This window comes from Amycolatopsis acidiphila (assembly GCF_021391495.1).
GTDB lineage: Bacteria > Actinomycetota > Actinomycetes > Mycobacteriales > Pseudonocardiaceae > Amycolatopsis_E > Amycolatopsis_E acidiphila.
In genome coordinates this window covers 5818741-5834118 of sequence record NZ_CP090063.1, presented here as the reverse complement: position 1 = coordinate 5834118, position 15378 = coordinate 5818741, and the positions used below count along the sequence as shown (strand labels likewise).

General features: G+C 72.6%; 16 protein-coding genes. 6 read left to right on the top strand and 10 right to left on the bottom strand.

What is annotated here, in order from left to right; translation table 11 throughout:
• Positions 1-80 precede the first annotated feature (80 nt).
• Genes hemE through hemQ form a run of 3 tightly spaced genes read left to right on the top strand, consistent with a single transcriptional unit; the run spans position 81 to position 3230 of the window.
• The gene (gene hemE, locus LWP59_RS28640; RefSeq protein WP_186383585.1) at positions 81-1160 is read left to right on the top strand and encodes a uroporphyrinogen decarboxylase; all 1080 of its coding nucleotides are present in this window, start codon (positions 81-83) and stop codon (positions 1158-1160) included.
• The gene (gene hemG, locus LWP59_RS28635; protein ID WP_144644737.1) at positions 1157-2533 is read left to right on the top strand and encodes a protoporphyrinogen oxidase; all 1377 of its coding nucleotides are present in this window, start codon (positions 1157-1159) and stop codon (positions 2531-2533) included. Before hemE ends, hemG begins: the two co-directional genes overlap by 4 nt.
• Before the next feature lie 4 nt (positions 2534-2537).
• On the top strand, positions 2538-3230 hold the full coding sequence (gene hemQ, locus LWP59_RS28630) for a hydrogen peroxide-dependent heme synthase (RefSeq protein WP_144644740.1): 693 nt from the start codon (positions 2538-2540) through the stop codon (positions 3228-3230).
• 130 nt (positions 3231-3360) lie between these two features.
• On the opposite strand, the gene msrB is transcribed toward hemQ, so the two are convergent.
• The 4 genes from msrB to LWP59_RS28610 all read right to left on the bottom strand — a co-directional run bounded on the left by msrB (position 3361) and on the right by LWP59_RS28610 (position 6397).
• Positions 3361-3783, bottom strand: a complete 423-nt coding sequence (gene msrB, locus LWP59_RS28625) for a peptide-methionine (R)-S-oxide reductase MsrB (RefSeq protein WP_144644743.1) — start codon at positions 3781-3783, stop codon at positions 3361-3363.
• A gap of 9 nt (positions 3784-3792) precedes the next feature.
• Positions 3793-4086 (bottom strand): hypothetical protein, encoded by a 294-nt coding sequence (locus tag LWP59_RS28620; RefSeq protein WP_144644746.1) that lies wholly within the window; start codon positions 4084-4086, stop codon positions 3793-3795.
• Positions 4087-4103: 17 nt separating this feature from the next.
• Complete coding sequence (locus tag LWP59_RS28615; RefSeq protein ID WP_186383587.1) at positions 4104-5600, bottom strand: serine/threonine-protein kinase; 1497 nt, start codon at positions 5598-5600, stop codon at positions 4104-4106.
• Positions 5601-5668: 68 nt separating this feature from the next.
• On the bottom strand, positions 5669-6397 hold the full coding sequence (locus LWP59_RS28610; protein ID WP_186383588.1) for a TVP38/TMEM64 family protein: 729 nt from the start codon (positions 6395-6397) through the stop codon (positions 5669-5671).
• A 19-nt stretch (positions 6398-6416) separates the two neighbouring features.
• Between LWP59_RS28610 and LWP59_RS28605 the strand changes: the two genes are divergently transcribed.
• Together LWP59_RS28605 and ligD are read left to right on the top strand one after the other, a co-directional pair.
• Complete coding sequence (locus tag LWP59_RS28605; RefSeq protein ID WP_229857598.1) at positions 6417-7007, top strand: GNAT family N-acetyltransferase; 591 nt, start codon at positions 6417-6419, stop codon at positions 7005-7007.
• A 5-nt stretch (positions 7008-7012) separates the two neighbouring features.
• Positions 7013-8032: a non-homologous end-joining DNA ligase gene (gene ligD, locus LWP59_RS28600; protein ID WP_144644753.1), complete on the top strand. Its 1020-nt coding sequence runs from the start codon at positions 7013-7015 to the stop codon at positions 8030-8032.
• A 13-nt stretch (positions 8033-8045) separates the two neighbouring features.
• On the opposite strand, the gene LWP59_RS28595 is transcribed toward ligD, so the two are convergent.
• The gene (locus LWP59_RS28595) at positions 8046-8939 is read right to left on the bottom strand and encodes an LLM class flavin-dependent oxidoreductase (RefSeq protein WP_144644756.1); all 894 of its coding nucleotides are present in this window, start codon (positions 8937-8939) and stop codon (positions 8046-8048) included.
• A 50-nt stretch (positions 8940-8989) separates the two neighbouring features.
• On the opposite strand from LWP59_RS28595, the gene LWP59_RS28590 reads away from it, so the two are divergent.
• Positions 8990-10015 (top strand): LLM class flavin-dependent oxidoreductase, encoded by a 1026-nt coding sequence (locus LWP59_RS28590; RefSeq protein ID WP_144644759.1) that lies wholly within the window; start codon positions 8990-8992, stop codon positions 10013-10015.
• Here LWP59_RS28590 and LWP59_RS28585 read toward each other — a convergent pair.
• From LWP59_RS28585 to LWP59_RS28565, 5 genes are all read right to left on the bottom strand, one after another.
• Complete coding sequence (locus LWP59_RS28585; protein WP_229857599.1) at positions 9940-11133, bottom strand: glycosyltransferase 87 family protein; 1194 nt, start codon at positions 11131-11133, stop codon at positions 9940-9942. The two genes, LWP59_RS28590 and LWP59_RS28585, sit on opposite strands and share 76 nt — an antisense overlap.
• Before the next feature lie 132 nt (positions 11134-11265).
• Complete coding sequence (locus LWP59_RS28580) at positions 11266-12828, bottom strand: alpha/beta hydrolase (RefSeq protein ID WP_229857600.1); 1563 nt, start codon at positions 12826-12828, stop codon at positions 11266-11268.
• Between the two features lie 161 nt (positions 12829-12989).
• Positions 12990-14054: an ATP-dependent DNA ligase gene (locus LWP59_RS28575; RefSeq protein ID WP_144644791.1), complete on the bottom strand. Its 1065-nt coding sequence runs from the start codon at positions 14052-14054 to the stop codon at positions 12990-12992.
• A gap of 15 nt (positions 14055-14069) precedes the next feature.
• Positions 14070-14594: a GNAT family N-acetyltransferase gene (locus LWP59_RS28570; RefSeq protein ID WP_144644762.1), complete on the bottom strand. Its 525-nt coding sequence runs from the start codon at positions 14592-14594 to the stop codon at positions 14070-14072.
• Positions 14595-14603: 9 nt separating this feature from the next.
• A complete protein-coding gene (locus LWP59_RS28565; RefSeq protein WP_144644765.1) occupies positions 14604-15350 on the bottom strand; it encodes a pyrimidine reductase family protein in 747 nt (248 codons plus the stop codon).
• Positions 15351-15378: the final 28 nt, after the last annotated feature.

Here is a 15378-nt window from a genome sequence, read left to right as displayed (position 1 = left end):
ACCTTAAGGCGGATCCTGTGGCAGGCGGCGAAGACGCGCCGAAGGAAGCCGCCCCCGGCCGCCGTGGCACGATGAACACGATGTCTACTTCTGCCCCGTCGCGCCGGCGGCCGGCCCAGCGCGATCTGTCCGAGTCCCCGCTGCTGGTGGCCGCCCGTGGCGGACGGCCCTCGCGGATCCCGGTGTGGTTCATGCGGCAGGCCGGCCGGTCGTTGCCCGAGTACCGCGCGCTGCGCGAGGGCGTGCCGATGCTCAAGGCCTGCTTCGACCCCGAGATGCTCGCGGAGATCACGCTGCAGCCGGTCCGCAGGCACGGGGTGGACGCGGCGATCCTGTTCAGCGACATCGTGGTCCCCCTGTCCGCCGCCGGTGTCGACATCGACATCGTGCCCGGCACCGGGCCCGTGGTCGCGGCGCCGATCCGCACCCGGCAGGCCGTCGAGGCGCTGCCCGTGCTCGACCCCGCGCAGGTCGCCGCGGTGGCCGAGGGCGTCGGGCTGCTGGTCGGGCGGCTGGGCGAGACGCCCTTGATCGGCTTCGCCGGTGCGCCGTTCACCCTCGCGTCGTATCTCATCGAGGGCGGCCCGAGCCGCAACTACGAGCACACCAAGGCGCTCATGCGCTCGGACCCGCAGCTGTGGCACGCGCTGGCCGGGCGCCTCGCGGACATGGCGCTGACCTTCCTGCGCGCGCAGCTGGACGCGGGTGCGGACGCGGTGCAGCTGTTCGACTCCTGGGCGGGCGCGCTGTCGCTGCGTGAGTACCGCGAGTTCGTGCTGCCGCACTCGGCGAAGGTGCTGGGCGGGCTGGCCGAGTACGACGTGCCGCGGATCCACTTCGGCGTGGGCACGGGCGAGCTGCTCACCGCGATGCGCGAGGCGGGCGCCGACGTCGTGGGCGTCGACTGGCGGATCCCGCTCGACGAGGCCGTGCGGCGGCTGACCGCGGACGGGTCGCCCGCGCCCGCCGTGCAGGGCAACCTCGACCCGGCGCTGCTGGGCGCGTCGTGGCCGGTGCTCGAGGCGGAGGTCCGCCGGATCGTCGCCGAGGGCCGCGCCGCGGCGGGGCACATCTTCAACCTGGGCCACGGCGTGCTGCCCGGGGTCGATCCCGACGTGCTGACCAGGATCGTCGGGCTGGTGCACGAGCTGGCGCCGTGACGCACGTAGCGGTCGTCGGTGGCGGCATCTCCGGAGTGACCGCCGCGTACCGGCTGCGGGCCGGGCTCGGCGACGGCGCCACGATCACCGTGTTCGAGTCGGGCGAGAGCCTCGGCGGCAAGCTGCGGACGGTGGAGCTGGCCGGGCAGGCCTACGACGTCGGCGCGGAGGCGTTCCTCGCGCGCAGGCCGGAAGCGCTCGCCCTGGTCGAGGAGACCGGGCTCGGCGACAGGCTCACCCACCCGACGAAGGCGCGCTCGACCATCCGTGCGGGCGGCCGGCAGGTCGCGATGCCCGGCGGCACGATGATGGGCGTGCCGGGCTCGGCCGAGGCCGTCGCCGGGGTGCTGTCGGAAGAGGGGCGCCGCCGGGTCGCGGCCGAGCCGGAGCTGCCGCCGGTGCGTCTCGGCGACGATGTCGCGCTCGGCGAGCTGTTGCGTGGCCGCTTCGGCGACGAGCTGGTGGACCGGCTGGTCGACCCGTTGCTCGGCGGCGTGTACGCGGGCGGCGCCGACGGGCTGGGCCTGCGGGCGACGGTGCCCGCGCTGGCCTCGGCGATCGACAAGGGCGCCCACTCGCTGACCGAGGCCGCGGCCTCGCTCATCCCCACCTCGACCAGTGGCGCGCCGGTGTTCGGCACCCTGACCGGCGGTCTCGGCACGCTCGTCGACCGCCTGGTGGAGCTGGCGAAGCCCGACGTGCGGTGCAACACGCTCGTGCGCGGGCTGACGCGCCTGCCCACCGGGTTCCGCCTCGAGCTGGTGGACGAGGCCGTGGACGTGGACGCGGTGCTGCTCGCGGTCCCTGCACCGGCGGCGCGCCGGCTGCTGGAGAACGTCGTACCCGTGGCGGCTGCCGCGCTGAACGAGGTCGAGCTGGCCTCGATGGCGGTCGTGGCGCTGGCGCTGCCACCGGACGCCGCCGTGCCGGATGCCTCCGGCGTGCTCATCGGGGTCCGCGAAGGGCTCACGGCGAAGGCCTTCACGTTCTCCAGCCGCAAGTGGGCCCACCTCAACGACGGCGCGCTGCTCGTGCGCGGATCCGTCGGGCGCTTCGGCGAGCCGGGCGCCCTGCGGGCCGACGACGACGAGCTGGTCCGGCTCGTGCGCGCCGACCTCGCGGAGCTGACCGGGGTGACGGCGGAGCCGCTGGACACCTACGTGATGCGCTGGGGCGGCGGGCTGCCGCAGTACGGTGTTGGCCATCTAGGCGTCGTCGCGCGCGTCGAGCGGGCCGTGGCCGAGGTGCCCGGGCTGGCGATCGCCGGGGCGGCGCTGCACGGTGTCGGCATCCCCGCCTGCATCGCGACGGCGACAGCGGCCGCGAGCCGCATCACCTCGGCGCCTGGCAGCGGGCGGGAAGTGCCAAAATGAAGACATGGCGCGCCTGAACTACAACGAGCTCAACGACACCATCCGCTACACCGCCTGGTCCGTGTTCCGGGTCGAGCCCGGGCGGCTCCCCGACGACCGGGGCGCGGCGGCGAGCGAGACCACCGAGTACCTGGACGCGCTGGAGGGCAAGGGCGTCGTCGTGCGCGGCGTCTACGACGTGTCCGGGCTGCGGGCCGACGCGGACTACCTGATCTGGTGGCACGCGCAGGAGCCCGAGCAGGTGCAGGCCGCCTTCACCGGATTCCGCCGGACGCCGCTGGGCCGGGTGTCCACCCCGGTCTGGAGCCAGTTCGCGCTGCACCGGCCCGCCGAGTTCAACAAGAGCCACGTCCCCGCGTTCCTCGCCGGCGAGGAAGCCCGCAAGTACATCTGCGTGTACCCGTTCGTGCGCTCCTACGAGTGGTACCTGCTGCCCGACGAGGACCGGCGCCGGATGCTGGCCGAGCACGGCAAGATGGCGCGCGACTACCCCGACGTGCGGGCGAACACCGTCGCGTCCTTCGCCCTGGGCGACTACGAGTGGATCCTCGCGTTCGAGGCGGACGAGCTGCACCGGATCGTCGACCTCATGCGGCACCTGCGCGGCAGCGAGACGCGGCGGCACGTGCGTGAAGAGGTCCCGTTCTACACCGGCACCCGGGTGCCACCCGCCGAGCTGATCGCCGCCCTGCCGTAGTGCACGGGCTCGTGCGTCCTGGCCGCGCACGGCGCCGAGGTCCTGCACCTCGGCGCCACGCATCTGCCGACACCGCGCCCGCTGGCCATCGACACCGGGCCGCCGCTGCCGGGCGCGGATCGCGCGGAGTTCAGCTCGCCGGGGTGAGCCGCAGCGAGATGGAGTTGATGCAGTACCGCTGGTCGGTCGGGGTCGGGTAGCCCTCGCCCTCGAACACGTGGCCGAGGTGGCTGTGGCAGGACGCGCACAGCACTTCCTTGCGCACCATGCCCATCGAGCGGTCTTCGCGGATCAGGACGGCGTCGGAGTCCGCCGGGTCGAAGAACGACGGCCAGCCGCAGTGGCTCTCGAACTTGGTGTCGCTCGAGAAGAGCTCGGCACCGCAGGCGCGGCACTCGTAGACGCCCTCGGTCTTGGTGTCGGTGTACTCGCCGGTGAACGGCCGCTCGGTGGCGGCCTGGCGGAGCACGGCGTACTCCTCGGGGCCCAGCTCCTGGCGCCATTCCTGCTCCGACTTGACCACGCGAGGGGTGGTTCCGGTGACAGGCTTCATGACTCCAGGTTACCCGGCGGTCAGCCAGTGGACCGCGTGCACGACGATGTCCCACGAGGCCCAGATCACACCGAAGACGATCAGCACGGCCACGGTCGCGGCCACCCACCAGCGCAGCCCGCCGGCCCGGCTGGAGGACTCCGCGAAGTCGGCGACGCGGCTGAGGGAGGCCTCGATCGTGAACCCGGGCTCGCAGCGCTGCATCCGGTTCAGGTGTGCGGCGAACGCCTGGACCTCGGGATCCTCGGGGTCCAGCCCGATCAGGTCCTCGTCGAAACGAGGGTCGCGCTCGCTCTCGGCCATGCGACCACGGTAGGCCATCAGCCGATGCGCGTGTCCGCGTCGATGCGCATCCCCTCAGCGGTGTTCACCACTCGCCAGTGCACCCGGTTGCCGTTGATCGTCACGTACATGTCCACCGAGCCGTCGGCGTTCGGCCCGGCGTCGGCGAGGATCGACTTGTAGGAGTCGATCTTGTGCGCGGCCCAGTAGGCCTGGAACGCCTGCTGGGAACCGTACGCCGCCTGCGCGCCCGGCGTCAGCAGGTTCCACGTGCTCGGGCTGCCCGCCGCGTCGAGGTAGGTCTTCACCATGTTGCCGGCCTGGCCGTAGTTCGGGGTGCCGCCGGTGTTCTGGGTCTGCCCGAGCGGTGCGGCGTTGACCGGGGTGGATGGGGCCGACGAGGGGGCCGAGCTGGGCACGCCGCCGTCCGGTAGCGACTGGGCGGAGGTGCCGCCGTCCGAGCCGCCCGAGTTGAGCACCAGGAACAGCACGACGCCGACCACCACGACCGCGGCCGCGACGGACCCGATGACGATGCCCTTGCGCCGGGCCGCGGCCGGGGACGAGCTGCCCTGCCCCGCGGGACGCGCGGGCGGGATGAACGCCGCGGTCGGGGTGCGCGGGGAACGCTGCGGCGCGGCGGCGACCGCGGCCGTCGTGCGCTGCCAGGGCGGCCGCTCGGCCGACGCGGGTGGCGCCTCGGCCATCGGCATCGCGGCGGGCTGGCGGCCCGAGTTGTACAGCGGCGGCGACACCAGGGTGCCCGCGTTGGCCTCCGGCTCGCCCGCGGCGAGCGCGGCCAGCCTGTCCCGCGCCTCGGCCATGCTCGGGCGCTCGTCCGGCTCGATGCGCAGCAGGCTCATCAGCAGCGCGGTCGCCTTGCCGGACTGGTGCGGCGGGATGACCTGCCCGTTCGCCGCCGTGTAGAGCAGCGCGAGCTGGTTGGTGCTGTTGCCGTACGGCGGCTGGCCCTCCAGCGCGTGGTACAGCGTGGCACCGAGGGAGAACACGTCGGACGCCGGCGACGGGTCCGAGCCGCGGGCGAGCTCCGGCGCGAGGTACGCCGGGGTGCCGCCGATCAGCCCGGTCTGCGTCAGCGTGAGGTCACCGGCGGCGCGCGAGATGCCGAAGTCGGTGATCTTCGCGGTGCCGTGCTCGTCGATGAGGATGTTCGCGGGCTTGATGTCCCGGTGCACGATGCCGGCCCGGTGCGCGGCGACGATCGCGGCCGCGACCTGCTCGCCGATCCGCGCGACCTGTGCCAGCGGGAGCGTGCCCTGCTCGGCGATCACCGCCGAGAGGCTCTTCGACGGCAGGTACTCCATGACCAGGCACGGATCGCCGTCCTGCTCCGCCACGTCGAACACGACGATCGCGTTGGGATGCTGGAAGCGCGCGGCGTTCTTCGCCTCGCGCATCGCCCGTTGGCGCATGCTGCTGCGCTCGGCCTCGGACATCCCCGGCTGGGCGAGAATCTGCTTCACCGCCACCGCGCGTTCGAGGCGCTCGTCGACCGCGCGCCACACGACGCCCATGGCGCCGCTGCCAATGTGCTCAACGAGGCGATAGTGCCCTGCGATCAGCTGACCGGTGTCGATGGCGACTACTCCTCGGAAACTACCTGCATTTCTTGGTCTGATCGAGCACGCACACCCTCCCCGCGCACCGGGTCGAGTGTAGCGGGCTGCTTCGTGCGGCTTCCGTAAGCTGCCCCCCGGACGACCTTGATCATTCCGAGGGCTCCCACCAGCGCGAACCCGAGGTAGCACGCGAGCAGGGCCGGTGGGGTGCCGGCGGTGAGCGCGTCGCCGAGCACGACGACCGCGATCGTGCCGGGCAGGCTGCCGAGCACCGTGCCGGCGAGGTAGGGCAGCGGGCGCACGGACAGGATCCCGCAGCAGTAACCGAACGGCGCGAACGGCACGACGGGGATCAGGCGCAGCGAGGCGACCGCGAGAACGCCGCCGTCGGCGAGCCGTTCGTCCACCGTGCGCACCGCTTTCCGCTGCAGGTGCCGGGAAACGAGGTCGCGCCCGAGCAGCCGGGCGAGGCCGAAGCCGAGCATCCCGGAGATCGCGGTGGCGGTGATCGACACGGCGACGCCCGCGACCGTGCCGAGCAACAGCCCGGCGGCGAGGTTGAACACCGTGCGCGGGACGGGTGCCACGGTGAGCAGCGAGTACGCCGCGAGGAACAGGAATGCCGTGGCCGGGCCAGCACCCGCCGCCCAGTCGCGCAGCTGTGCCGGCGTGGGCACGGGCACCACGAACGCCGCGGCGACGAGCACCGCGAGCACGGCGAGCGCGATGATCAGCTTGGTCCGGCGGGGCATGGCCTCCACGGTATATGGGGTGGCGCGGCGGCCGGCGTCGTGCTCGGGTTGCGGGGTGAACCTCGACGCCTTCCGGCCCCAGCCCGAGCTGACCGGGCCGAACGTGATCCTGCGCCAGCTCGACGGCAGTCATCTCGACGACGTGCTGAAAACCGTGCGGGACCCGGAGGTCCGCCGGCTGACCGGCACGCACGCGCGGTTCACCGAGCCGTTGCTGGCGCGGTGGCTGGAGAGCAGGCCCGAGCAGGACGGCCGTGCGGACTGGGCGGTCACGCACCGCGAGGACGGCCGGTTCCTCGGCGATCTGGCGCTCAACGACATAGACGCCGACAACGAGTCGGCCGCGTTCCGGATCGCGCTCGCCCCCGGCGCCGTCGGCAGGGGCTACGGCACGGAAGCGACGCGGCTGGTGCTCGAGTTCGCGTTCGAGACCGTGGGCCTGCACCGGGTGTCGCTCGAGGTGTACGACTTCAACTCGCGGGCCCGGCGGGCGTACGAGAAATGCGGGTTCGTGGCCGAGGGAGTGCTGCGGGACGCCTTGTGCTGGGAAGGAAAGCGGCACCACGCGGTCGTGATGTCCGTCCTCGCGCCGCAATGGCGGCTACGGTGAGTCCCGTGCCCAAGAACGGCGAACCGGTCGAGTACCAGGTGGGGGAGCGGACGGTCAGGCTGTCCAGCCCGGACAAGGTCTACTTCCCCGAGCGCGGGATCACCAAGCGGCAGGTGGCGGAGTACTACCTCGCCGTCGCGGAGCCGTTGCTCGCGGCGATCGGCGAACGGCCGACGACGCTGAAGCGCTATCCCGACGGCGTGACCGGCGAGTACTTCTACGCCAAGCGCGTGCCCAAGGGCGCGCCGCCGTACGTCGAGTCGGTGCGGATCACGTTCCCGTCCGGGCGCACCGCGGAGGAGGTCTGCCCGACCGAGCCCGCGGTGATCCTGTGGGCGGCGAACCTCGGCACGTTCGACTTCCACCCCTGGCCCGTGCGGCGGCCGGACGTCGACCATCCCGACGAGCTGCGCATCGACGTCGACCCCTCCGACGAGACCGGCTTCGACGACGCCGTGCGCGTCGCGCAGACCGTGCGCGAGGTGCTCGACGAGGCCGGGCTGACCGGCTACCCCAAGACCTCCGGCGGGCGTGGTGTGCACGTGCGGGTACGCATCCGGCCGGAGTGGGACTTCATCGCCGTGCGGCACGCGGTGATCGCACTCGGCCGCGAGGTCGAGCGGCGGCTGCCGAAGCTCGCGACGATCGCGTGGTGGAAGGAAGAGCGCGAGGGCCGGGTGTTCATCGACTACAACCAGGCCGCACGCGACCGCACCATCGCCTCCGCGTGGTCGGTCCGCGGCACCGCACGTGCCACGGTGTCGACACCCGTGACGTGGGACCAGCTCGCCGAGGTCCATCCCGACGACTTCGACGTGCTCACCGTCCCCGCGTGGTACGCCGAGCACGGCGACGCGCATGCCGGGCTGGATGAGCAGGCGTTCGGCCTGGAGACCGCGCTGGAGTGGTACGAGCGCGACGAGCGTGACCACGGCCTGGGCGAGATGCCGTATCCGCCCGACTACCCGAAGATGCCGGGCGAGCCCAAGCGGGTGCAGCCGAGCAAGGCTCGCGACGACACCTGAGCTTCCCGGCCGGTCAGGACACCTGGGGCATGACCTCGGCGGCGAGGCGTTCCATCTGCTTTGCCTGGTCGGCCACGGTGGTGAACAGGATCAGCTCGGCGCCCGCGTCGACGACCTCCTGGACCCCGCGCACGCACTCCGCGGGCGTGCCGGCCACCGCCACGTTCTCCAGCCCGCGCTTGCGGTAGATCGCCGCGAGGCCGTCCGCGATCTGCTTGCGCGCGCGGTCGCCGTCGTCGTCCACCGCGATGTAGATCCGCTTGGCGATCGGGAAGTCCGCCCGGCCCTCGGCGCGCACCACCCGCACCTGCTCGGCGAACTTCTCCGTCGTCGTCGAGCCCGCGCCGAAGAACCCGTCGCCGAGGCGCACCGCCCGGCGCAGCGCGTTCGGATGGCTGCCGCCGAACCACACCGGCGGCCCCGGCTTCTGGAACGGCCTCGGCTCGATCGACGCCCCGGCCAGCTGCCAGAACCGTCCGTCCAGGGTCACCTCCGGCCGCGTCCACAGCTCACGCATCACCGTCAGCCCCTCGGTGAACCGCGCGACCAGGCCCTCGCCGTCGTGCCCGAACGCGCCGAACGGCCGCCCCCGCCCGCCCGCGCCGATGCCGACCTCGACGCGGCCGCGGCTGAGCTGGTCCAGCGTCGCGATGCTCTTCGCCAGGTGCACGGGGTTGTGCAGCGGCGTCACGAACACCGCGCAGCCCAGCCGCAACCGCTCGGTGCACGCCGCCGCGTAGGTCATCGTTTCGATCGGGCCGAGTACCGGCATGGTGCCGAGGATCTGCTCCTGGGTCCAGCCGCTGTGGAAGCCGAGCTCCTCGGCGCGCCGGAGGTAGGAGCGGAAGGCCGCGGGGTCGAACTCGCCGTCGGCGTAGAACTGCGGAATCGAGATCGCGAAGCGCATATGGCCACACTAGGGGAATCCGCGCCCCCGTCCCGCTTGTTGATCTGGATATGAGGCTTTCGGTGCTGGACCGCTCGCGCAGCAGGAAGGGTGCGAGCCACGCCGACGCGCTGCGCGATACGGTCGAGTTCGCGAAGCAGGCCGAAGCGCTGGGCTACCACCGGTTCTGGGTGTCCGAGCACCACAGCGTCCCCGGCGTCGCGGGCTCCGCACCCACGGTGCTCGCCGCCGCGATCGCCTCGGCCACGTCGCACATCCGGGTCGGCACCGGCGGCGTGATGCTGCCCAACCACCAGCCGTTGGTCGTCGCCGAGCAGTTCGGGGTGCTGGAGTCGCTGTTCCCCGGGCGGATCGACATGGGGCTCGGGCGTTCTGTCGGGTTCACCAACGGCGTGCGCCGCGCGCTCGGCCGGGACAAGCAGGACGCCGACCGCTTCGGCGAACAGGTCCGCCAGCTGCTCGGGTTCCTCGACGGCAGCCAGCGGGCGTATCCGGGCGTGCACGCCTTCCCGGCCGAGGGCATGGCCGTCCCGCCGTTCCTCCTCGCCACCGGATCCGGCGCCGACCTGGCCGCCGAACTGGGCCTGCCACTGGTGATCGGCGGTGTTCGCGGCGAACAGCGGATGCTCGACGCCATCGGTCGCTACCGCGAGAACTTCGTGCCCTCGGCCTGGTCGCCTTACCCGTACGTGATGGTGTCCGCGACCGTCGCCGCCGCCGAGACCACCGAGCAGGCCGAGCGGCTGCTGGTCTCCGAGGCGTGGTCCGCGGCCTACTCCCGCACCCACGGCGTCTTCCCGCCGCTGCTGCCGCCCGACGAGGTGCTCTCGCTCGAGCTGACCGGCAAGGAGCGGCAGCTGTTCACCGACGCCTTGCGCGGCCAGATCCAGGGCACCGGCGAAGACGCCGCGGCCGAACTGCACGCGCTGGTCGAGCGGACCGGTGCGGACGAGGTCCTGCTCACCACGAGCACCTACGACCGCACGGAGATGCTCGACTCCTACGCGCGGCTGGCGGTCAGCTTCCGCAACCGCAGCGCCACGACCGCGAACAACGCGAGGGTCAGCCAGATGTAGGCGTTGTGGTACACCACGCCGAGGTGGCCCCAGGACGGGTAGGTCAGCAGCGTGCTCTCGTCCGATCCGAACAACGTGAGCACCCCGCCGGACACCACGACGAACGTCACCAGCAGCGACACCCACGCGCCGACGGCCCAGCGCCGCAGCGACGCGTCCAGCAGCCAGATCAGCAGCGCGCCCCACCACACCCAGTGGTGCACCCAGCTGTAGGGCGAGACCAGGGTCGTCGCCAGACCGCACAGCACCACTGCCAAGAGCTCCTGGCGGCCGAACGACAGCCGCCGCGCGAGCCACAGGCAGGCCAGCGCGAGCACCGCGGCGGCGAGGAACCAGAGGATCTTCATCCCGCCGTCGAGGCCGATGCTGCGGGCGAACATCCCGCGCAGGGACTCGTTGGACGGGTTCTCCGGCACGCCCACCCGGGTGGGGTCCGCGAAGGCACCGGACCAGAACGTCTTCGAGTCGTGCGGGAGCACGAGGAACCCGAGCACGACCGTCGCCACGAGCGAGCCGGCCGACACCGCGGCCGCGCGGTAGCGCTTGGTGAACAGGAAGTACGCGATGAAGAACGCCGGGGTCAGCTTGATCCCGGCGGCGATCCCGGTCAGCACGCCCTTGCCGCGGAAGGAGTCCGGCAGCGCCATGTCGACCAGCACGATCGTCATCAGCACGATGTTGACCTGCCCGAACGCCATCGTCTCGCGGATCGGCTCGCACCACATCAGCAGCGCGGCGATCGGCAGGCTGAAGACCACCAGCCGCAGGTCGCGGCGGAAGTTCAGCAGCGACAGCGCGGCCCACACGCCGAGGGCGAGGACGACGAAGTCGGCGATCCCGCCGACGTAGGAGAAGGTGTCCCCGTGGAGCTTCGCCAGCGGGACGAACAGCAGCGCCGCGAACGGGGTGTAGACGAACTCCCACACGCCGCGCGTCTCGCCCAGCAGCGGGGTGTCGTAGACCGACGTGCCGTCAAGCACCCGGGCCCCGGCGATCTTGTACACGCCGAGGTCCATCAGGTGCATGAGCGAGCCCATGTCGTCGAGGACCTGCTTGAGATACCAGCCGCCCGCGACCACGCCGAGGGCCAGCACGACCCAGAAGGCGGGCGCCGGCACAGCGCGTCTTTCCGGTACCGAGGGCGACGGCACGGCAGCCGGAGCCTCGACAGCGGATGACGACACGGTTACCCCCAGTGTGGGACTTGACCAACGGCGACTGCCAAGGGTAACGGCCTCCGGGAGGGTCCCCTAAGCGGGGCAGAGCGTGCCGTCGGAGGGCACCTTGCCGTCCACCAGAAATGCCCGTACTGCCTCGCCCACGCAGGGCGAAGACAGTGCGCCGTGCCCGGAACCCTGCCACGCGACCTGTGTCGCGCTGGTCATCTGCTCCGCCGCCCGGGTGGTGCCGGCCTCCGGCGTGACGGGGTCGGTCTTCGTGCTCGCCACCAGAACAGGTGGTATCCCGGACACACCCAGTGACGGCAGCGCGTCGACCCGGCCGGGCCACGGCAGGCACCACAGCAGCCGCTGGGTGGCGAGCGCGCCGAACAGCGGCACGCGCTGGCGCAGCGAGCTGGTCAGCGCGTCGATCTGGTTCGCGGGCAGCCGGGTGGTGGTGTCGTTGCATTCGGTCGCCAGCGCGCCGTCCAGCCGGGACGGCGCGAGCGGCGAGCCGTTGAGCAGGGGAGCGACGAACGCCGCCAGCTGCGTCGGGTTGCCCCCGCGCGCCGCCTGGATCGCGTCCGCCAGCTCCGGCCAGCGCGCGCGGTTCGCCAGGCCCACCAGGATCGCGTTGAGCGCGACGCCCGGCGCGAACGAGACGCGGTTCGCCAGCAGCGGCGGGGCCGCGCGGAGCTGGTCGAGCAAGCCGGTCACCGCCGTGACCGCGTCCTTGCCCAGCGCGCAGCCGCGGGCCGCGCAGTCGGCCGCGAACGCCTCCAGCGTGGCCTGCTGGGCGCTCGCGAGGTCGCCGAGCACGGTGGCCTGGTCCGAGGACGGGTCGGGGATGCCGTCGAGGACGAACCGGCCGACCCGGCCCGGGAAGCGGTTGGCGTAGGCGGTGAGCACGTCGGAGGCCTCGCCGCGGGCGATCGCGTTGAGCTTCGGCACGCCCAGCTCGTCGCGGACCTGGTCGAGGTCGCCCGCCGTGCGCCAGCTGTCGAGCGCCTGCTGGGTGGTGCCGATTTCGATCGCGCACTGCTGCCCGGCCCGGCGCGCCGCGTCGAGCACGGTCTCGAGGTCGCTGCCGGACGGGTCCTGGCTCAGCAGCGCGCCGCGCGCGTCGCCGGGCACGCAGGCCACCGGGTCGGAGTCGCCGGTGCCGCGGCGGTCCACGCCGATGAGCGAGAACCGCTGCAGCAGCGCGGGGGGCAGGAGCGCGGCCAGGTGCGCGGCGTAGAGGGTGCCGCTCTCGCCCTCGACGTCGTTGAGCACCACCAGCGGGATCGGTCCGTCGCCGGCCTTGAGCAGCGCGATGTGGGTCTGCGCGCGCCCCGGCAGGTCCGGCGCGTCGAGCACGGACTGCACGTCGGCGCAGCTGAACCTCAGCGAGTCCGGCACCGCGGGCGGGTCGAGCCTGCCGCGGGTCTGCTGGTCGCAGTCGGACCAGTCGATCGAGGGCGACTGCGGGTCGGTCAGCGGGGGCAGCGGGACGACCTGTGCGGTGCTCGGCGAGCTCGACGGGGACGGCTCGTCGTTCTCCACCACCGGCGGGCGCTTCGACGGCCCCGCCGTGCAGCCTGCCACCAGGCAGGACACCAGCACAGCGAGCAGCAGCAAGGAATGCCGGCGGAGCAAGACGGGTCCCCTCACTTCGATACGCGTACGGTTGCGACTTTTGCACGCGACGGGTGAGCGGCGGGTAAGCGGGTCAGGGTAGCCGTACCTCTCCCTTGCTGTGCCGAAGTTGCCAAGCCGACGGCAGCCACGGCGATCGGCCAAACGTAGCCGGGCCGCCGGTTGGTCCGGCTGGCCTACTTCGGTCGGCTTGGCAAGAGCGACTCCAGGTCGTAGCGGGCGGGTTCGTCGAGCTGTGCGTACCCGCACGACGCTGGTTCGCGGTCCGGGCGCCAGCGCGCGAACTGCGCGGTGTGCCGGAAACGCGCGGGCTGACCGCCCTCGGTGTGCTCGTAGCCGACCTCGACGACCCGCTCCGGCCGCAGCGGCACCCACGGCTGCTCGGTGCTGCGCCAGCGGGTCACGCCGCCCGGCAGTCGCTGTCCCTCGACGACGGCGTCCCCCAGCCAGGGGTGCTCGCCGTCGGTGATCAGCTCGGCGAGCTCCGTGGCGAGCTCGCGCCGCCGGGCGACGGGGAACGAGCCGACGACGCCCACGTGGTGCAGGACGCCGTTGTCGTCGTACAAGCCGAGCAGCAGCGAGCCGACGGCCTCTCCCGGCTCGGAGTCGGCGTGCCAGCGCAGGCCCGCGACGACGCAGTCCGCGGTGCGCGCGTGCTTGTACTTGGCCATCACCCGCTTGCCCGGCGAGTACGGCTCGTCCAGCGGCTTGCCGATCACGCCGTCGAGCCCGGCGCCTTCGAACAGGGTGAACCACTCCCGCGCGGTCGCGGGATCCTGCGTGGCGGGCGTGATGTTGATGCCCTCGGCGGTCAGCTTCTCCAGCCGCGCCCGGCGCACGCTCGTCGGTTCGTCCATTAAGGACTCGTCGCCGAGTGCCAGCAGGTCGAACGCGACGAACGTGGCGGGCGTCTGCTCGGCGAGCAGGGTGACGCGGCTCGCCGCGGGGTGGATCCGCTCGGTCAGCGCGTCGAAGTCCAGGTGCCCGTCGCGCGCGACGACCAGTTCGCCGTCGAGCACGACCTGCTCCGGCAGTACCGCGCCCAGCTGCGCGAGCACCTCGGGGAAGTAGCGGTTGAGCGGCTTGCCCGCGCGGGACTGCAGGGTCAGCTCGCCGCCGTCGCGGAAGACCAGGCAACGGAACCCGTCCCACTTCGGCTCGAACAGCAGCTCGGCGGTGTCCGGGATGGTCTTCGCCGGACGCGCCAGCATCGGCTTGATCGGCGGGCTCAGCGGCAGCATGCGCGTCATTCTGCCTCACCGCGGCAGCGGAAGCGGGCATTCGTAGAAGACGAGGTGCCCGTCCACGGCGTCGTGGTAGTCCTCCTGGAAGCGGAAGCCGAGTGAGCGCACCAGCCGGATCGAGGCCGTGTTGCCGTGCGCGATCGTGGCGTACACCGTCGAGGCCTCCCCGGTGGCGAACGCCCAGTCGGTGAGCGCGCGGACCGCCTCGGCCGCGATCCCGCGCCGCCGGAAGGCGGGCAGGACCTCGTAGCCCAGTTCGACCACGGCGAGCTCGTCCGGCGGGTTGTGGAACCCCACCTCGCCGACGAGCGTGCCCTCGTCCCGCAGCACGATCCCGCGGGAGAGCCACGGCTGCACGGCCGGCTCCTCGCGGACGGCCTTGAGGTTCTCGCGCGCCGGGATGATCTCGGGCCACTCCGGCCCCACCCGCACACCCAGCTCCGCGGCGAGGGCCGCGACATCCCGTTCGGCCGCCAGGCGCAACAGGTCTTCGGTGAGCTCCACCAGATCCAGGCGCACGGACCGGAGGATCGGCATGTGCCAAGCCTATTCGCGTTTGCGGTAGCGCAACATGGTGAAGCCGTCCTCGACGAGGAGCGAGGCCAGCTCCAGCCGGCGGGCCTCGCTCGTGGTGCGGCCTTCGGCGATCCGGCCGGCGCCGGCGCCGGCGAGCACCGGGGCGACGGTCAGGCACAGCTGGTCCACCAGGTCCTCGGCGATCAGCTCGCCGAACAGGTGCGGCCCGCCTTCGCAGTCGATGCGGCGCAGACCGCGCGCGGCGAGCTCCTTCAGCGCGGCGGGCAGGTCGATCATCTGCTCGCCCGCGAGGACGACGTCCGCCCCGGCCTCGGCGAGCGCGGCCCGCCGCTCCGCAGGGGCGGCCTCGGTGGTGATGACGATCGGCGGCGCCGTCGTGTCGGTGAACAGCGGCGACCGCGGGTCGATGCGCGCGCTGCCGGTGACGACGGCGATCGGTGGCAGCCCGGACAGCCCGAGCCGCTCGCGCCGGGCCTGCCGCTCGGGGTTGGTCCGCGCGCCCCGGTAGCCCTCCGCGCGGGCGGTCCCGGCGCCGACCAGCACGACGTCGGCGAGGTCCCGGCCCAGCAGGAAGATGCGCTTGTCCGCCGGATGGGACAGCCCTTCGGACCGCTCGTCGAGGGTCACCGCGCCGTCGGCGGAGGACACGAAGTTGACCTGCACCCACGGCCGGTCGAGGTCCTCGGGGAAGCCGTAGAGCCTGGCCAGGTCGTCGTCGGTCACCTCGTCCAGTGGGGTGGGCCACAGCATGCGCATGGTGCGGATGGTACTGAGGCGGGCCCCG